The organism is Paraburkholderia sp. Ac-20347 (assembly GCF_017104805.1).
Classification (GTDB): domain Bacteria; phylum Pseudomonadota; class Gammaproteobacteria; order Burkholderiales; family Burkholderiaceae; genus Paraburkholderia; species Paraburkholderia tropica.
The window spans coordinates 17,101-33,492 of record NZ_JAAGPN010000082.1 but is presented as its reverse complement, the minus strand read 5'-3'; the positions used below and the strand labels follow the sequence as shown (position 1 = coordinate 33,492).

14 protein-coding genes and 1 pseudogene are annotated in these 16,392 nt (G+C 65.6%); 7 read left to right on the top strand and 8 right to left on the bottom strand.

What is annotated here, in order from left to right:
• On the top strand, positions 1–854 hold an 854-nt coding region (locus tag G3N97_RS17400; RefSeq protein ID WP_346778080.1), incomplete at its 5' end, for a rhodanese-like domain-containing protein.
• 34 nt (positions 855–888) lie between these two features.
• Here G3N97_RS17400 and G3N97_RS17395 read toward each other — a convergent pair.
• Positions 889–1,800: a LysR family transcriptional regulator gene (locus G3N97_RS17395; protein WP_205994373.1), complete on the bottom strand. Its 912-nt coding sequence runs from the start codon at positions 1,798–1,800 to the stop codon at positions 889–891.
• Positions 1,801–1,980: 180 nt separating this feature from the next.
• Between G3N97_RS17395 and G3N97_RS17390 the strand changes: the two genes are divergently transcribed.
• Both G3N97_RS17390 and G3N97_RS17385 read left to right on the top strand, forming a co-directional pair.
• On the top strand, positions 1,981–2,940 hold the full coding sequence (locus G3N97_RS17390) for an ABC transporter substrate-binding protein (protein ID WP_205994372.1): 960 nt from the start codon (positions 1,981–1,983) through the stop codon (positions 2,938–2,940).
• A gap of 233 nt (positions 2,941–3,173) precedes the next feature.
• Complete coding sequence (locus G3N97_RS17385) at positions 3,174–4,259, top strand: porin (protein WP_205994371.1); 1,086 nt, start codon at positions 3,174–3,176, stop codon at positions 4,257–4,259.
• A gap of 109 nt (positions 4,260–4,368) precedes the next feature.
• Here the strand turns inward: G3N97_RS17385 and G3N97_RS17380 are convergent, their stop codons facing one another.
• Both G3N97_RS17380 and G3N97_RS17375 read right to left on the bottom strand, forming a co-directional pair.
• Positions 4,369–5,925, bottom strand: a complete 1,557-nt coding sequence (locus tag G3N97_RS17380; RefSeq protein ID WP_205994370.1) for an amino acid permease — start codon at positions 5,923–5,925, stop codon at positions 4,369–4,371.
• Positions 5,926–6,472: 547 nt separating this feature from the next.
• A complete protein-coding gene (locus tag G3N97_RS17375; RefSeq protein WP_241030645.1) occupies positions 6,473–7,654 on the bottom strand; it encodes a DUF1444 family protein in 1,182 nt (393 codons plus the stop codon).
• 293 nt (positions 7,655–7,947) lie between these two features.
• Between G3N97_RS17375 and G3N97_RS17370 the strand changes: the two genes are divergently transcribed.
• Positions 7,948–8,436, top strand: coding sequence for a cupin domain-containing protein (locus G3N97_RS17370; protein ID WP_205994368.1), 489 nt, complete (start codon positions 7,948–7,950; stop codon positions 8,434–8,436).
• Between the two features lie 129 nt (positions 8,437–8,565).
• A complete protein-coding gene (locus tag G3N97_RS17365; protein WP_065061548.1) occupies positions 8,566–8,997 on the top strand; it encodes a MarR family winged helix-turn-helix transcriptional regulator in 432 nt (143 codons plus the stop codon).
• Here the strand turns inward: G3N97_RS17365 and G3N97_RS17360 are convergent, their stop codons facing one another.
• The gene (locus G3N97_RS17360) at positions 8,998–9,780 is read right to left on the bottom strand and encodes an enoyl-CoA hydratase (protein ID WP_205994367.1); all 783 of its coding nucleotides are present in this window, start codon (positions 9,778–9,780) and stop codon (positions 8,998–9,000) included.
• Positions 9,781–10,030: 250 nt separating this feature from the next.
• On the opposite strand from G3N97_RS17360, the pseudogene G3N97_RS39470 reads away from it, so the two are divergent.
• Both G3N97_RS39470 and G3N97_RS17345 read left to right on the top strand, forming a co-directional pair.
• Positions 10,031–11,208 (top strand): annotated as a pseudogene (locus G3N97_RS39470) (GNAT family N-acetyltransferase).
• 171 nt (positions 11,209–11,379) lie between these two features.
• Positions 11,380–12,234 carry an alpha/beta hydrolase gene (locus G3N97_RS17345; protein ID WP_205994364.1) on the top strand — a complete coding sequence of 285 codons (855 nt, stop codon included), beginning with the start codon at positions 11,380–11,382 and terminating at the stop codon, positions 12,232–12,234.
• Positions 12,235–12,286: 52 nt separating this feature from the next.
• Here the strand turns inward: G3N97_RS17345 and G3N97_RS17340 are convergent, their stop codons facing one another.
• The 4 genes from G3N97_RS17340 to G3N97_RS17325 are packed head-to-tail and all read right to left on the bottom strand — an operon-like array spanning position 12,287 to position 16,299.
• Positions 12,287–13,333, bottom strand: a complete 1,047-nt coding sequence (locus G3N97_RS17340) for an ABC transporter substrate-binding protein (protein WP_205994363.1) — start codon at positions 13,331–13,333, stop codon at positions 12,287–12,289.
• A 50-nt stretch (positions 13,334–13,383) separates the two neighbouring features.
• Positions 13,384–14,250, bottom strand: a complete 867-nt coding sequence (locus G3N97_RS17335; protein WP_205994362.1) for an ABC transporter ATP-binding protein — start codon at positions 14,248–14,250, stop codon at positions 13,384–13,386.
• Positions 14,244–15,272: an ABC transporter permease subunit gene (locus G3N97_RS17330; protein WP_205994361.1), complete on the bottom strand. Its 1,029-nt coding sequence runs from the start codon at positions 15,270–15,272 to the stop codon at positions 14,244–14,246. Before G3N97_RS17330 ends, G3N97_RS17335 begins: the two co-directional genes overlap by 7 nt.
• 25 nt (positions 15,273–15,297) lie before the next feature.
• Positions 15,298–16,299, bottom strand: coding sequence for an ABC transporter substrate-binding protein (locus G3N97_RS17325; RefSeq protein ID WP_205994360.1), 1,002 nt, complete (start codon positions 16,297–16,299; stop codon positions 15,298–15,300).
• Positions 16,300–16,392: the final 93 nt, after the last annotated feature.

Below are 16,392 nucleotides of genomic sequence, written 5' to 3'. Positions count from 1 at the left end.
CGCAACGCGCGGCGCGCACGCTGGCCGACCGCGCAGGCGTGGGCCGCACGACGCTCGCCGAAGCCGCGCGCTGGGCGGCGGACACGCAGCGCACGACTTATCGCTTCGACGTGCGCACGCCCGAGGAATACGAACACGCGCATGCGGGCGGCTTCGTCGGCGCGCCCGGCGGTCAGCTCGTGCAGGAAACGGAAATGTTCGCGCCGGTGCGCGGCGCGCGCGTGGTGCTGTTCGACGACGACGGCGTGCGCGCGAACATGACGGCGTCGTGGCTCGCGCAGATGAATCACGACGTGTATGTGATCGACGATGCGTCGCCCGCCGACCTCGATGCGCACGGCGCGTGGCAAGCACAAAAACCGTTACCCGCGCCCGTGGCGTCGATCACGCCCGAGGCGCTCGCGGCGCGGCTGGCCGAAGCGGATCACGGCACCGTGGTGCTCGATTTCACGTCCAGCGCGAATCACGTGAAGGCGCATATTCCGGGCGCGTACTGGACGCTGCGTTCGCATCTCGCGCCCGGTTTCGCCGATCTGCGCGCGTTGCCCGACGCGAAGCGCTACGTGGCCGTGTGCATGACGAACGCGCTTGCGCCGTTCGCCGCGCCCGACATCGCCGCGCTCACGGGCAAGCCTGTCGAGGTGCTGGAAGGCGGCACGTCGGCGTGGATTCGCGCGGGGCTGCCCGTGGAGGAAGGCGAAACGACGCTGGCCTCGCCGCGCATCGACCGCTACCGGCGTCCGTATGAAGGCACCGGCAACGCCCGCGAGGCGATGAACGCGTACCTCGAATGGGAGTACGGACTCGTCGAGCAACTCGGGCGCGACGGCACGCACGGGTTCTTCGTGATTTGAGGCTGGAAAACAAGGCTCGAATGAGCCTTGTCCATCACGCTGCTTTAGCGATGCGCGCCGCCTTGAAGCGGCGCGCGATGCTTTGCGCAAGCACCGCAAGCGCCGATTCCATCCGCCCGATCGCGCGCGAACGCACGATCCACACCGCGATTTCCGGCTTGAAATCGGCGATCTGCACGACATCGAGCCGGTCCGCATGCGCACTCGCGGTCACGAGCGGCTGCGGCACGAGGCCGAGACCCACACCATCCGCGACGAGCCCGAGCTGCAATTCCGCGCCCAGCGTTTCGAGGTTCAGCCGCAGCGAATGGCCCTGCGCGGCGAGCGCGTGCTGCAAGCCCGCGCGAAAACCGCAGCCGTCCGGATTGAGCACCCAGCCATACGCCTGGCACTCCGCCAGCGTCAGTGTGCGCCGCTTGAGCATGCCCTTTTGCGCGACCACGGCGAGCTTGAGCGCGCCGAGCATCTCGCCCGCCAGCGTCTCGGGCAGCGCGCGATTCGCGGGCAGCAGCACCACGGCGGCGTCGAGTTCTCCGTCTTCCACTTTTTGCAGCAACGGCGCGCCCCAGCCGGTCGACACGCGCGCCTGCAGTTCGGGATGCGCCGCGCGCAACGCCTGCAGCGCGTCGAGCATGGCGATGTCGGCGACCGTTTGCGCGACGCCGAGGCGCAGCACGCCCGCGAGCGGCGCGCCGTCGTTCACGAGTTGACGCAGCGCGTCGACTTCGCGCTGGATCGCGCGGCATTGTTCGTAGACCGTGCGGCCCATCGGCGTGGCGCGCAACGGCTTGGTGTTGCGGTCGAGCAGCGCAACGCCCAGCGCTTCCTCGAAGTTCTGGATGCGGCGCGTGACGGCGGGTTGAGTCAGTTCGAGCGCTTCGGCGGCCTGGCTCAGCGATTCGCTGCGCACGACGGCCACGAAGGCTTCGATCTCATCGAGTTTCATGAATGGAGTTCCTGCGTAATGCGTCTGACGTGCACAAGCTTAGCGTCAATGACCGCTCGGGTTCAAGCTCCGCCTACTGCTTCTTGCATATTTAGATAGAAGAACAATGCGTTTGCGTTATGACGATGCGCTGCTTATCGTGGGGCCATTCCCATCTGTTCAGCTATCGAGGATCGCTCCATGCGCCGTTCCGCTTCACGCTTTCGCTTCGTTCACAGCACGGTCGCCGCGCTCGCGACATCGTTCGCCTTCTTCGCCGGCGCGGCGCATGCGCAGACCACGCTCAAGGTCGGCGATCAGCAATTGCAGACGCGCGGCATTCTCGAAGCATCGGGTCAATTGAAGGACGTGCCGTACAAGATCGAGTGGTTCAACTTTCCGGCCGCGCAACCGCTCGGCGAAGCGCTCAACGCGGGCGCGATCGACGTGGGCGGTCTCGGCGACGCGCCGCTCATCTTCGCCTACGCCGCCGGAGCGCGCATTCGCGCGGTCTCCGCCACGCGTTCGGTGCCCGTCGATCTCGCGATCCTCGTGAGCGCGTCGTCGCCGATCCGCGATGCCGCCGATCTCAAGGGCAAGCGCATCGCCACCACGCGCGGCTCGATCGGTCATTACCTCGCCGTCGCCACGCTGGAGCGCGCGCATCTGAAACTCAGCGACGTGACGTGGGCCTTCATGCAGCCCGCCGACGCGAAAGCCGCGCTCGCGTCCGGCACCGTCGACGCGTGGTCCACGTGGGACCCGTACGTGGCGCTGGCCGAGTCGCGCGATCACGACCGCAGCATCGCGAACGGCGTGGGCGTCTCGTCGGGCCTGAGCTTCGAGGCCGCGACCGACGAAGCGATCCGCACCAAACACGCCGAAATCGCCGACTTCGTGCAGCGCGTGGCGGCAGGCCAGCGCTGGGCGCTCGCGCATCCGGACGAAGTCGCGGCCATTCAGTCGCGCGTGACGGGCCTGCCCGCCGACGTGCTCAAGACCGTTTATCAGCGCGCGCAACTACAACCCGTGGCCATCGACAGCGGCCTGATCGCCGAGCAGCAGCGCACCGCCGACCTCTATCACCGCGCCGACGTCATCAAGACCCGGCTCGACGTCGCGCCAAGTTTCAATCAGCAATTCCCCTTAAACGCGCATTAAAACGGCTTTAAAAAGCGGACCCTGGCAGCGCGCCGAAAACCGTCAACCCCGCGGCGACGCCTTGTTGCAGAAGGGCGACAGCGCGTCGATTTCATTACAGGAATTTAAATTGTTCGAAATATCATTGCGCCACTTTCAGCGCGCTGGACTCCGCCGGCGCGCACGGGTTATCCAGCTTCGATCGCTTGCGCGCCTGCCGCGCGGCGATCCAGACGAATAGAAACGGGGAAGACATGAAGAAGACCACCGCGGCGCTCGGCGTCGCACTGCTGGCCGCATCGGCCCAATCGGCATTCGCACAGAGCTCGGTCACGCTGTACGGCCTCGTCGATACGGCCCTGCGTTACCAGACCAACGCCAACTCGAACAACGACGGCCTCGTCGAAATGCGCGAAGGCGTCGTGACGCCGAGCCGCTGGGGCCTGAAGGGCACGGAAGATCTGGGCGGCGGCACGTCGGCCATCTTCAAGCTGGAAAACCAGTTCAATCTGTTCAACGGCAAGCTCGCGAACTCGAACAACCAGTTGTTCCAGCGTAACGCTTACGTCGGTCTTTCGAACACGAAGTACGGCACGCTGACCTTCGGTCGCCAGCAAACGCCGTTCTTCGACGAAATGGGCAACACGTTCGACCCGCTGACCGTCGCCGACTACTGGCAGGACAGCTGGGCGTACAACCCGGTCGGCCCGTTCCTCTTCACGAACAACTCGGCGAAGTACACGAACACGATCGCCGGCCTGCACGTTGAAGCGATGTACGGCTTCGGCGGCGTCGCGGGCAGCACGGGCGAGAACTCGATGTACGGCTTCACGGCTTCGTACGCGTTCGGTCCGGTGCAAGGTCTCGTGGGCTTCCAGCAGAACGATGTCTCGGGCAAGAAGTTCAACATCGCCAACGTCGGCCTCGTCTACACGGTCGTGCCGTCGGTGCGTCTGCTTGCCGGCTGGCTGCATTCGCAGGACAACACGGGTACGGTCGACCAGGCGCAGCAACAGGTCAGCGGCGCACCCGCCCTGATTTCGAGCCAGAACCGTATCGACGACAACTTCTACGTCGGCTCGACGTGGCAAGCCACGGCGCCGCTGGCGATCACGCTGGCCGGCTACTACGGTCACGCACGCAATGCCGCGCTGGCTGACGGCGGTTACGGCGCCGGTATCAACTACTCGGCCACGCTGCTCGCCGAGTACTCGCTCTCGAAGCGCACGGAAGTCTACGGCACGGTCGACTTCACGCGCGGCACGGGCGCTTACCTCGCCGACTACCCGGGTCGCAACAACCAGACCGGCGTTGCAATCGGTCTGCGCAACATCTTCTGATGACGCGGCGCCCGCTACGGGCGCCGGGTTCGAAGACGTAAAAAAACCGCCCGCGTTGCAGAACGCGGGCGGTTTTTCTTTGGGCTTTTCTTTTGGCTTTGCGCCCGGCTTACTGCACCGCGCCGTCGCGTTGTGCGAGCACCGTGTCGTTCGACGTCGCCGAGCGGGCGGCGCGTTCTGCGAAGGCCTGAATGTCCATCTCGTCGTAGCCAATGAAGCGGCTCTTCTTCACGAGACGATAGCCGAGCCACATCAGCGCGAACAGCGGAATGCCGATATACGTGGCCAGCACGCTCGCCCAGTCGATCTTGTCGGCGACGAAGGCCTGATAGTCCTGGCCGAGCATGATGACCAGACACACCACGAACGCGAAGATCGGCCCGATCGGAAACCACTTCGACGTATAAGGCAGTTGCTTGAGCGAATATCCCTGCGCAACGAAGCCCTTGCGGAAGCGGTAATGGCTCACGGCAATGCCGAGCCACGCGATAAAGCCCGTCATGCCCGAAGTATTGAGCAGCCACATGTAGACGGTCTTGTCGCCGTACATCGACGAGAGAAAACACAGCGCGCCCACGGCCGTCGTGGCGTACAGCGCGTTGCGCGGCACGCCGCTCGACGACAGCTTCGCGAACACCTTCGGCGCGCGCTTTTCGACCGCGAGGTTGTAGAGCATACGCGTCGACGCGTACATGCCCGAGTTGCCCGCCGACAGCACGGCCGTCAGGATGACCGCGTTCATCACGCCGGCCGACACGGCCAGACCCGCGCGTCGGAACACGAGCGTGAACGGGCTCACGCCGATATCGGTGACGTCGGACTTCAGCAGGTTCGGATCGGTGTGCGGAATCAGCAGGCCGATGACGAAAATCGCCAACACGTAGAACAGCAGAATGCGCCAGAACACCTGACGCACCGCGCGCGGAATCGTTTGGCCCGGATTCTCCGATTCGCCCGCCGCCACGCCGATCAGTTCGGTGCCCTGGAACGAGAAGCCCGCGATCATCGTCACGCCGAGCAAGGCCGGCAGGCCGCCCGTGAACGGACCGCCTTCGAGCATGAAATTGCCCCAGACGTGATCGGCGCCGCCCTTGAGAATGCCGACGATCATCAGCAGACCCACGCCGATGAACGCAATCACGGTAATCACCTTGATGAGCGAGAACCAGTATTCCGCCTCGCCGAAGCCGCGTACGGACAGCGCGTTGAGCAGGAACATCACGCAGAGGAATCCGGCGCTCCACCAGACGCCCGAGACGTGCGGGAACCAGTAGCCCATCACGAGCTGCGAGGCGACCAGTTCGACGGCGATGGTCACCGCCCAGTTGTACCAGTAGTTCCAGCCGAGCGCGAAGCCGAAGCCCTCGTCGACGAACTTCGCGCCATAGGTCGCGAACGAGCCGGAGACCGGCATGAACGCGGCCATTTCGCCGAGGCTCGTCATCAGGAAGTAGACCATCAGGCCGATCACGAGGTACGCGGCCATCGCGCCGCCGGGACCGGCCTGCGAAATGGACGCGCCCGACGCGACGAACAGACCCGTGCCAATCGAGCCGCCGATGGCGATCATGGTGAGGTGTCGGGCTTTGAGACTGCGATGCAGGGACGGCGCGTTGTCCCGGGCGCCGGAAACATTTTCCGGGGCGCGATGCGGATCCGAATCCATATAAATCTGCTTGAGTTCTAACGTGTGTTGCTGGGTAACGGGTTGCTGGCGAATGCCTCGAGGCTCGCGGAAAGCCCGATGACCCATGCGATTGCGCAAGAAGCTGGCCGCCCGTTGCTGGGCGGTAAGCGGCGCCGAAGTCGCCGCGAATAGCAGAGCACTTGACACTACATCTTGACGCAACGCCCGGACAGGCGTGCCGATTGATCGAGCGGACCGAGCGGATCTAGTACTGACGCCGCTCGTCTCGAAGACTGGAGCCGCGATTTTATAGCAGTGGCCGCCGCGCGTCGCTAAGGTCGCTGAAGATTGCGGTGGGATTGGCGGGTGAGCGTGCGCGGATCGATGTGAGGATGGGTCGCCGGATGCGGCGACTTATCGGGGCGCGAACGAAGGCGGCGCAGCCGTTTGAACGATGGGGACATAACGCGCGGCCCTGAGATTGCGGGCCGCGCTTTGGGGATCAAACGTTGTTGTGTGTTGCGCGCTTTGGCTGGAAGCGGCTGCCGTAGCTGGCTGTTAGTTGCAGGAATGCGAGTAGCGCCGATCAACCGCCCGACGGCAATTTTTCGTAGCTCGCGAGCATTTCCTCGAATTCCGCCTCGTCGGGGAAACTCGCGACTTCATGGCGCAGCGGCAAATACGACGTCGGCTTCAGATGGTCGGCGAAACGCGCCATGACCACGGCGCGCGGCACGAAAGCGGTCTGTTTCGTCGCGGCGCGCACGAGCACGAAGAAGTCGGTATCGGGCAGCAGCGCGTGGACGCCCTCGCTCCACGCGCACACGCTGCGTTGCTCGCCATCGGCGCTTTGCAGGACCGTGTGCTTCGCGACGAACACATCGCGGCCTTCGCGCGCGTGCAGCGCGACGAGCGCGTCCTGCTGGTCCTGATAATCGGCGTCGCGTTCGCGCAGCCGCATGCGATGCAGGCGCGCGGCGAGCGCGGGCGGCACGAAACGCTCCCACGCGTCGCCGTTCCAGCGCAGCATGAGCGGCGGCAGCGGACGCGACTGCGCGTACGCCTGCTCCGCCAGTTCCACGAGCGTCTGCAAGCCCGCTTCGTTGCGATCGCCCGTCAGCAGCAGCACCGCGCGGTTCGGCGCCATCACCACGGGCGCGCCGGAGATCGACTGGCGATACAGCAGGTCGGTCAGCAACAGACGCGAAGCGTCGTAGTAGTCGCCGAACTGCGAGACGAACACGCCGTTCTGCAAGGGCATCCACGGCTTGGACGAGGTCTCGCGCAGATTGTCGATGGCGATGGCCATCGCCTCGTCGAAGCTCACGCCCCACGTCGCGAGGTGCGTATGGTTCAACCGCATCACGTTGAATTCGCCGTCGCAGGCTATGCCGATTTCGAGGTTCTCGCACAAGCTGCGGTACGCGAGATCGGGGCGCTTCGCATTCCCGTGCGTCTGCAGATCGAGATAGCCGCGCTCGGTCGTGCTGCGGATCACGGGCCGCAGCCGCGCCTTCGCCTCGGCGAGCGTGGCGGGCACGTCCTGCTGCATCATCGCCGCCACCGCCCGGCGCATGGTGGCCTCGCGCGCGTCGGGCGCGGCGTCGGCGTAATCCCGGTGCATATTCGGCAGATTGATGAAGGCCGACGGCTCGCCTTCGGCGAGTCCCGTCTGCACGAGGCGCGAGTGTCCCTGCTCCGTGCGCCACGTGCGCGTGTCGCCCGCTGCGCGCAACGCGGCCATGAACAGCTCGGCGAATTCCGCCATGGTCGGCGGCGGAGGCGGGGCGGGCGTTTTGCGGAAACGGTCGAAGAATCCCATGGTCTTTGAATATTGTTGTCGAGGAAACGGGCGACGCCTTGACGGTCCGGCCCTGCGCGAAGCGCCGTCGATCTCACGGCTAACGGCGCGTTTCACGCATTCTGAAGGCTATTCGCGCCGCAAACACAGGAAACCTCGCGCGCAATCGTTTGCTATTTATTACCGCACTTTTTAAATCGATAGACACCGCGTCGGGTCGATGGTGTCATACGCGGATTCTCTTCTCTGGGAGCCCCGCCATGCAACGCCCCGCGTTTATCCGGCACTGGACCGAGCTTGAAGGACCGGACGACAGCCATTACGCCGACGACACCGAACTGATGGGCATCGGCGCGCCGCTGGCCAGCACGTTCGGGCTCAAGCGCATCGGCATCCATCATGTGCGGCTGCTGCCGGGTCGGCGCACGTCCTATCCGCACGCGGAAAGCGCAGAAGAAGAGTTCGTGTATGTGCTGGAAGGCACGCCCGATGCCTGGATCGACGGTCATCTGCACCGGCTCGCGCCCGGCGATTCGGTCGGCTTTCCGGCGGGCACGGGCATTTGCCACAGCTTCCTGAACAACACGCGCGAGGAAGTGCGGCTGATGGTGATCGGCGAAGCCACCAAGCCGGAAAATCGCCTGCACTATCCGCTCAACGCCGAGCATCAAGCCACCCGCGACGACAGCTGGACCGACTGGCCCGAGCGCCCCATCGGTCCGCACGACGGCAAGGCGCGCAGCGAATAACGCACGCGACGCCTGCCGGAAAACCCGCCTGACCCGCATGTTAATATTCGCACGCGAACTATTAACTCAAGCCATGCCCGCGCGCCGATGCGCAGCGCGGGCGTGGCAAGGCAACGCGAGGTGCGGGGAATGGATCATCGGCTCGTCTATCTGCTGAACGTGGGCCAGCGGCGTCTGCATCGCTGGTCGCAGGCGCGGGCGGCGTCGGGCGGCGCGACGGCGGCGCAGGTCGGGCTGCTGTTCTTTCTCGCGAAGCACGACGGCGCGTTGACGAGCGAAGCCGCCGCCGCGCTCGACCTCAAGGCGCCGGGCATGAGCGGTCTCGTGGATCGCGCGGAACGCGCCGGCCTCGTCGAGCGTCATGCCGACGAAAACGACCGCCGCGCCTCGCGGCTCTGGCTCACGAAAGACGGACGCGCGGCCGTCAAGCGCTCGAAAGCGGGGCTCGCCGATCTGAACGCGCGTCTGACCGAAGGGTTCAGCGAAGCGGAAATCGACGTCGTCGCGCGCTGGCTCGGCAGCTTGCAGGACAAATTTCCCGCGCTCGACGACGACGCGTAATCACCGCCGCGAAAGCTTCGTGAAATCCGGCGCGCGCTTCTGCGCGAACGCCATGAACGCTTCCTTCGCTTCGGCGCTCGCGAGGCGCTCGACGAAAATCGCGCTTTCGCTGTCCATCTGTCCGACCAGTTTTTCCGCGTCGCGCATCAGCCGCTTCATGGCCGTGAGCGAACCCGCCGGCCGCGCGGCGATTTTTTCGGCGATACGGCGTGCCTCCGCGCGCAATTCCGCGACCGGCACCGTGCGGTTCGCGATGCCCCAAGCGACGGCGGCATCAGCGGGAACGGGGTCGCCGAGCGCGAACATTTCGAAGGCGCGCGTATGCCCGATGCGCAGCGGCATCAGATAACTCGACGCCGCTTCCGGTACCAGCGCGAGGTTCACGAACGGCGTGATCAGCTGCGCGTCGTCGGCGAGCAGCACGTAGTCGCAGTGGAGCAGCATTGTCGTGCCGACGCCCACGGCCTTGCCCTGCACCGCCGCCACGATCGGCACCGTGGCCGTGGCCAGCGCGCGCAGAAAACGCAGCACGTGGCGCTCCTCCGGCGCGTTGCCCATCGCCTGCGCGGCAAATTCCGAGACGTCGTTGCCTGCGGTGAACAGGTCGCCGTCCGCCTGAATCAGCAGCACGCGGATGGCGTCGTCTTCATTGGCGCGCACGATGGCGTCGGCGAGCGCGCCGTACATCGCGTTGGTCAGCGCGTTCTTCTTGTCGGTCCGCGCGATCGTCGCGGTCAGCACACCCACCTCTTCCGCCAGTTGCACCTGAATTTCCGGGGCCATCGTCTCGTCTCCTGATTGGTGCGTTAAAGTGCGTTAAAGTACGCTAATGTTCGCATGCGAAGTATAGTTTTATTCGTATGCGAAGTAAACGCGAAGCCAACGCAAAATCAACGCGACCCGGTCGCCGATCGTGGCCCCAACGAACCCCATTTCCGTGGATCTTTGCAAGGAACCACCGCTGCGTTACCGTATTCCTCTTGTCGCGCCTTATCGCTCGATCACGCACGCAACGGATCTCAGGAACGCACTCATGGCCTCTCGTCTCAACGAATACCAGCAGCCCATCGGCCCCGCCGTCGACAACTGGACGCCGCGCGAGCGCCCCGCGCGCGTGACGATCGAAGGCGAGCGCTGCCGCATCGAGCCGGTCGATGCCGAGCGTCACGCCGCCGACCTCTTCGAAGCGTATCGCCAGGCCGCCGACGGCCGCGACTGGACCTATCTCTTCACCGGCCCGTTCACCGACTTCGCCGCCTTCCGCGAGTATCTGGTCAAGGCCGCCGCCTCCACCGATCCGCTGCACTACACCATTGTCGACCGCGCGAGCGGCAAAGCGGTCGGCACCTTCGCGCTCATGCGCATCGATCCCGCGCATGGCGTGATCGAAGTGGGCAGCGTGACGTTCTCGCCGCTGCTCAAGCGCACCGCGCTCTCGACCGAAGCGCAATATCTGCTGATGCGCTACGTTTTCGACGACCTCGCTTATCGCCGCTACGAGTGGAAGTGCGACAGCCTCAACGCGCCCTCGCGTCAAACCGCGCTGCGGCTCGGCTTCCAGTTCGAAGGCATCTTCCGGCAAGCGGTCGTCTATAAGGGACGCAGCCGCGATACCGCGTGGTTTGCCGTCATCGATCAGGACTGGCCGCAGGTGCGCGCCGGCTTCGAGCAATGGCTCGCGAGCAGCAATTTCGACGCCGACGGGAATCAGCGCGCGTCGCTGGCGAGCCTGCGCGACGGGAGCCCGCGCGCATGACGCCGATTCAAGCTGAAGCCATCGTGATCCGCGACGTCGCGGCCGCCGACCGCGACGACTGGCTGCGTCTCTGGGCCGGCTACACGGCGTTCTACGAAACCGAAGTCGCGCCCGAGGTCAGCGCGCGCACGTGGGAACGCCTGCTCGATCCGGCCAGCCCGATGCTCGGCCGCGTCGCGCAGCTGGGTGATCGCGTGGTGGGTTTCAGCATTGCCGTGCTGCACGAAGGCACGTGGGTCGTGGCGCCCATCGGCTATCTGGAAGATCTGTTCGTCGATCCGGCCCATCGCGGCCAGGGCGTCGGCAAGCGGCTGATCGAGGATCTCGTCGCGTTCGGGCGCGCACGCGGCTGGTCGCGTCTGTACTGGCACACGCGGCGCGACAATCCCGCGCGCAAGCTGTACGACAGCTTCGTTCAGGCCGATGACTTCGTCCGCTATCAACTCGCGCTGTAAGCCGCATCGCGCGCCGCCAACCCACCAGATCCTTCACTGAAATCGGTTCCAAAGCGGCCCGCAAACGCGTTCAATCAATCAGAAAACCTTATCGCAACGTTCAATTAATTTCGTTTCCCTTAAGCGTTGACCTGCGGCAAAGTGTCATCTCCGCGACTGGAGTACATCTCCGTGAACCAACGCATCGATCCGTCCCTTCTTGCCCCGCCCGACCTGTCGTTCGCCACGCTGCATTCGGGTGTCGTCCTGCCGTATCTCGAACGCGGGGAAGGCGAACCGCTCCTGTTCGTGCACGGCTCGCTGTGCGACTACCGCTACTGGGCGCCTCAACTGGACGGACTCGCGGACGATTTCCGCTGCATCTCGCCGAGCCTGAGCCATTACTGGCCGGCCGCCGACGCCTGCATTCAGGGCGATTTCGGCTGGGAAAGCCATCTGCACGAACTGGCTGACTTCATCGAGGCGCTGGGGCTCGAATCGGTTCACGTCGTTGGCCATTCGCGCGGCGGCTCGATTGCCTATCATCTCGCGCGCCGTTATCCGCGCCTCGTGCGCACGCTCGTGCTCGCCGATCCGGGCGGCCCGCTGCGCCGTCTCGAAGACGACGAAGACGTGCTGCCGCCGGCGACCAACGCGCTGCGCACGCGCGCCGCGAACCTCATCGAAGACGGTCTGCTCGAAGAAGGTCTCGAACTGTTCGTCGACTCCGTGAGCATGCCGGGCGCGTGGCGCAAGAGCCCGCACGCGTTCCGCGAGATGGCGATCGCCAACGCCACGACGCTGCCCAAGCAGCTCGACGATCCGCTGCCCGCCTACACGCGCCGCCCCGCCGCCGACATCAAGTGCCGCACGCTGCTGATCGACGGCCAGCGCAGCCCGCTGATGTTCCGCAACAACGTGGAAGCGCTCGAAGAATGGATCGAGTTCGCGCAGCGCGTGACCATGAAGGGCGCGACGCACGGTATGAACGGCACGCATCCCGACCTCTTCAACACCTACGTGCGCAACTTCATCGCGCAAGTCTGACCGGTCCGACGCAGGCGTTCGGCGCGTGCCGAACGCTTCGCTGTTTGCGCCGCTACGCGAGCACGTCCGCGAACACGCGCGACGCGAACTGATTCGAATCGGTGCTCGCGTTCACGACGCCCACGGTCTTGAGATCGTCGGCGTACAGCGCGATTTCCTTCCTGAACGCCGCGCCCACCGGATGATGACCGTCCGTGTGGCTCTTGAGCATGGCGGTGAGCTGGTTCACATCGGCGTTCGGCGCGTAAGCCGAAAACACCTTCGCCGCCTCCGCCGGATGATCGGCGGTCCATTGCGTCGCTTCCAGCAGCGCCGCCGTGAGCGCCTGCGCCGTCGCGCGATCGCGACGCACGAGCGTGCCGCGCACGCCCAGCACGCAGCAGACGCGATTCGCGTACTCGCCGCATAGATTGTTCGACACCTCGTACAGATGATCCGATTCGCGCAGCGTCCAGATGGTCGGGTCGCCGTCCGCGATCGCCTGCACCTCGCCCTTTTTCAGCGCCTCGCCGAGCAGGTTGGCCGGGTACTGACGCCAGCGCACGTCGCTGTCCGGATCGATGCCGATCTTCTTGAGCGTGATCGCAAAGAAGTTCTTCGCCGGACTCGCCATGTCGCTTACGCCCACGGCGCGGCCCTTGAGCCCGGCGAGATCGACGATGCCCGACTGTTTCGTCGCAAGCAGACGCATGCAGCCGCCATGAATGCCCGCCGTGAGCTTCACGTCGAAACCCTGTTCGAGCGGTTTGATCCAGCGTAGCGCCATGCCGACGCCTGCATCCGATTTGCCCGTGGCGATCGCTTCGAGCAGTTGATCGGTCGAGCCTGCGAAGTTCACGAGTTCGACGTCGAGGCCGTGCTTGCGGAAAAAGCCTTGCGTCGCGGCCACCGGCACGGGCGCGGTGCAGATCGCGCCCGCGTTCCACGAGAGCTTGAGGTGTTTGGCGTTCTCGTCGGCGTGCGCGCGGGACGCGGGCAGACCGAAGGCGAGTCCGCCGAGCGCGGCCGCGCCGGTTGCGAATGCGGTGTTGCGCAGCCACGTGCGCCGTGCGGGTTGAATGGGCTGATCGGGTGTGGCGTGTTGGTCGGTCGGGGTCATGGTTTCTCGCTACCGCATTTATTTAGGCATTCTGATTAATCACAATACGCTCACGCATCGAGACCGAGTTGCGCGAGCACGTCACGCCGCAATTCGACGATCTTCGGATCGTCGCGATGGCGCGGATACGGCGCGTCGTTCTGCACCTGCGCGACGATGCGCGCGGGCCGCGCGCTGAACACCACCACGCGGTTCGCCATCACGAGCGCTTCTTCCACGTCGTGCGTGACGAGCAGCACCGAAACACGCGTGCGCTGCCATAGCGCGACGAGTTCCGACTGCATGCGCATACGCGTGAGCGAATCGAGCTTGCCGAACGGTTCGTCGAGCGCGAGCAGCGCCGGATCGTTGACGAGCGCACGCGCGAGCGCCGCGCGCTGCGCCATGCCGCCCGAGAGCTGATGCGGATACGCCTGCTCGAAACCCTTGAGGCCGACGAGTTCGAGCGCGGCGTCGATACGCGTCTCGGCGTCGCCGTGCGCGGACGTCGCGCGGCGTGCGAACCAGCCGCGCCGCGCGCGCTGCGCCTGCGGTCCGAGCCCGACGTTCTCACGCACCGTACGCCACGGAAACAACGTCGGGTCTTGAAACACGAGCACGCGCGATGGATCGGGACCGGCAATCGGTGCGCCGTTCGCGTGCAGCGTGCCGCTCAGCGGCGCATCGAGGCCCGCGACGAGGCGCAGCAAGGTCGACTTTCCGCAACCGCTCGGCCCGAGCAGCGCGACGAACTCGCCCGGCTCGACCGTGAGGCTCACGTCTTCGAGCACGGGCAGCGTTTCCCCGCGCAGCGCGAAACCTTGCGTGACGTTGCGCACGTCGATGCGCGCGCCGATGGGCGTATCCTCCGGCGTTGGGTCATGCGCATCGTACGGCGCGAGGTCTTCGGGTTGCAATGCAAGCGTCGCGGCTACCATTTGAGCAGTCCTTTTTGCCAGCCGAGCAGGCGGTCGCGCACGCGAAAGAGCAGCGTGATGAGGCCCGAGCACATCAGCGCCATCACGAGCAAGCCCGCGTACATGTTCGAATAGGCGGCCCAGCCCTGGGCCCATTGCAGATACCAGCCGAGCCCCGCTTTCACGCCCATCATCTCGGCGACGATGAGCACGGAAAACGACGCGCCCAAGCCCATGAACAGGCCGACGAACACCGACGGCAACGCGGCCGGAATCGCGACGCGCACGATCAGGAACGCGGGCCGCGCGCCGAGCGTGCGCGCGACGTCGTAGAACGCGGCATTCACGCTCGCGACGCCCGACCACGTAAGCACCGCCACCGGAAACGCCGTGGCGAGCGCGATCAGAAATACGCTTGCGCTGAAGCTCGACGGAAAGAAGAAGAACGCGAGCGGCAGCCATGCCGTTGCGGGCAACGGGCCGATAAGGCGCAGCACCGGATGTAGCCAGTAGCCCACTGCGCGCGACCAGCCGATGCTTACGCCGACGACGAAACCGGTCGCCGCGCCGATCAGATAACCAAAAGATAGCAATCCGAACGAATGTGCAACGCTCGATAAAAGCCGCGCGTAATCGTCGAAGAACACGGCGATCAGCGCTTGCGGCGGCGCGAAGAACGGACGCGGCAGGATTTCGAGCTTCGCTGTGACGATCTCCCACGCGCTGATGCCGAACGCGAGCGCCAGCAGCCACGGCGCGATCGCAGGTGCGACGCCCGCGCGACGGCCGCGCCAGGCGAGCAGAAAGGCGACGACGGCCAGCGCGAGTTCGATTGCGAGCAGCGCATCGGTGTGCGGCCAGTCGTCGAGGCTCGGCCAGGCGCGCGTGACGGCCGCCGCGCCGAGCCATGCGAGCGATGCCGCCCAGGCGGTCCAACCTGTCCGGCCAGCGCGCGTGGTCGGTGATGGCGCACGCGCTGTCGCGGCTTGTTGCGTCTGTTGCGCCGGTGGCAGCGTCAACGTTCGTGCTGCGCGAGAAGTCATGATCGATCGTCCTCCGTTGCGGAATTCAGGCCGCGCCGATCTGCGTATCGGACACGGCTCGCACATCGATGCGGCGCGGCAGAATGCCGTCGTCCACGGCTTTATCGGCGACACGCTGCAGCGTCGTGACATCGTCGCCCGTCACGAAGCGCAGCCTGAGCGCGGAGCGCTGCGTGATGGTGAGCGCCGCCGTATCGGGCGTGCGCGTGAGCGTGCCGTAGACGCGCGCGTAGGCTTGCGGATTCGCGAGCGCCCACTGCCCTGCGTGCTGGATACGCACGAGCACATCGGCGATGGCGGCGCGCTTGAGCGGGTCGGCGTGCGCCGCGCCCGACGCGGTGATGAAATTCAGGCCGCTGTTGATGCCCGTGCCGTCGCGCAGCACGCGCGCGCCGCGCGACACCGCGATGCCGTAGTACGGATCGAAGGTCGCCCACACGTCGAGCGCGCCCGAGGCGAATGCGGCGAACGCATCGACGGGCAGGATGTAGCGCACATTCACGTCGCGGCGCGACAGGCCCGCTTCGGCGAGCGCGCCGTAGAGCTGGAATTCGGAAATGCTGCCGCGCGCCGACGACACCGCAATCGTGCGTCCCTTCAACTGCGCGACGGTGCGGATCGGCGAATCCTGCGGCACGAGCAGGCCGAGTTGCGTGGGCGAGCCAACGCGCGTCGCCACGATGCGCAGTGACGGATCGCCCGTGGCCGCCGCGAGCACCGGCAAGTCGCCCGCAGGCGCGATATCGACGGCGTTTGCGCGCTGCGCTTCGAACAGCGGCGCCGCGCCCTGGAAATTCGCCCAACGATAACGATACGGCGCGCCGTCGAGCCCTTTCGCCGCTTCGACGAGCGCGCGCAAACCGCCCGCCTGATCGCCGAGCATGAGCGTAACCGACGAAAGATCGGCGGCAACAGCGCGGCGCGGCGCCGTCGCAAAGCCGAGCGCCGCGAGCGGTGCAGCGGCGCACGCGCCGAGCAGACGCCGGCGCAGCAGGAACGACGTGGAAGCGGAGACAGAAGCGGACATAGGCCCTCGCGTGCAATATGGCTGCAAGCGTAGCGACGATATGTACCGCTGAGAATTATTCTATTTCGATATGTTTATATCGAAACACTATTT

Excerpts from the sequence above, each read along its gene's own strand:
- G3N97_RS17395 (WP_205994373.1), bottom strand. The coding sequence starts at position 1,800 with ATGAAACTCGATGAGATCGAAGCCTTCGTGGCCGTCGTGCGCAGCGAA.
- G3N97_RS17390 (WP_205994372.1), top strand. The coding sequence starts at position 1,981 with ATGCGCCGTTCCGCTTCACGCTTTCGCTTCGTTCACAGCACGGTCGCC.
- G3N97_RS17385 (WP_205994371.1), top strand. The coding sequence starts at position 3,174 with ATGAAGAAGACCACCGCGGCGCTCGGCGTCGCACTGCTGGCCGCATCG.
- G3N97_RS17380 (WP_205994370.1), bottom strand. The coding sequence starts at position 5,925 with ATGGATTCGGATCCGCATCGCGCCCCGGAAAATGTTTCCGGCGCCCGG.
- G3N97_RS17375 (WP_241030645.1), bottom strand. The coding sequence starts at position 7,654 with ATGGCGGAATTCGCCGAGCTGTTCATGGCCGCGTTGCGCGCAGCGGGC.
- G3N97_RS17370 (WP_205994368.1), top strand. The coding sequence starts at position 7,948 with ATGCAACGCCCCGCGTTTATCCGGCACTGGACCGAGCTTGAAGGACCG.
- G3N97_RS17365 (WP_065061548.1), top strand. The coding sequence starts at position 8,566 with ATGGATCATCGGCTCGTCTATCTGCTGAACGTGGGCCAGCGGCGTCTG.
- G3N97_RS17360 (WP_205994367.1), bottom strand. The coding sequence starts at position 9,780 with ATGGCCCCGGAAATTCAGGTGCAACTGGCGGAAGAGGTGGGTGTGCTG.
- G3N97_RS17340 (WP_205994363.1), bottom strand. The coding sequence starts at position 13,333 with ATGACCCCGACCGACCAACACGCCACACCCGATCAGCCCATTCAACCC.
- G3N97_RS17335 (WP_205994362.1), bottom strand. The coding sequence starts at position 14,250 with ATGGTAGCCGCGACGCTTGCATTGCAACCCGAAGACCTCGCGCCGTAC.
- G3N97_RS17330 (WP_205994361.1), bottom strand. The coding sequence starts at position 15,272 with ATGACTTCTCGCGCAGCACGAACGTTGACGCTGCCACCGGCGCAACAG.
- G3N97_RS17325 (WP_205994360.1), bottom strand. The coding sequence starts at position 16,299 with ATGTCCGCTTCTGTCTCCGCTTCCACGTCGTTCCTGCTGCGCCGGCGT.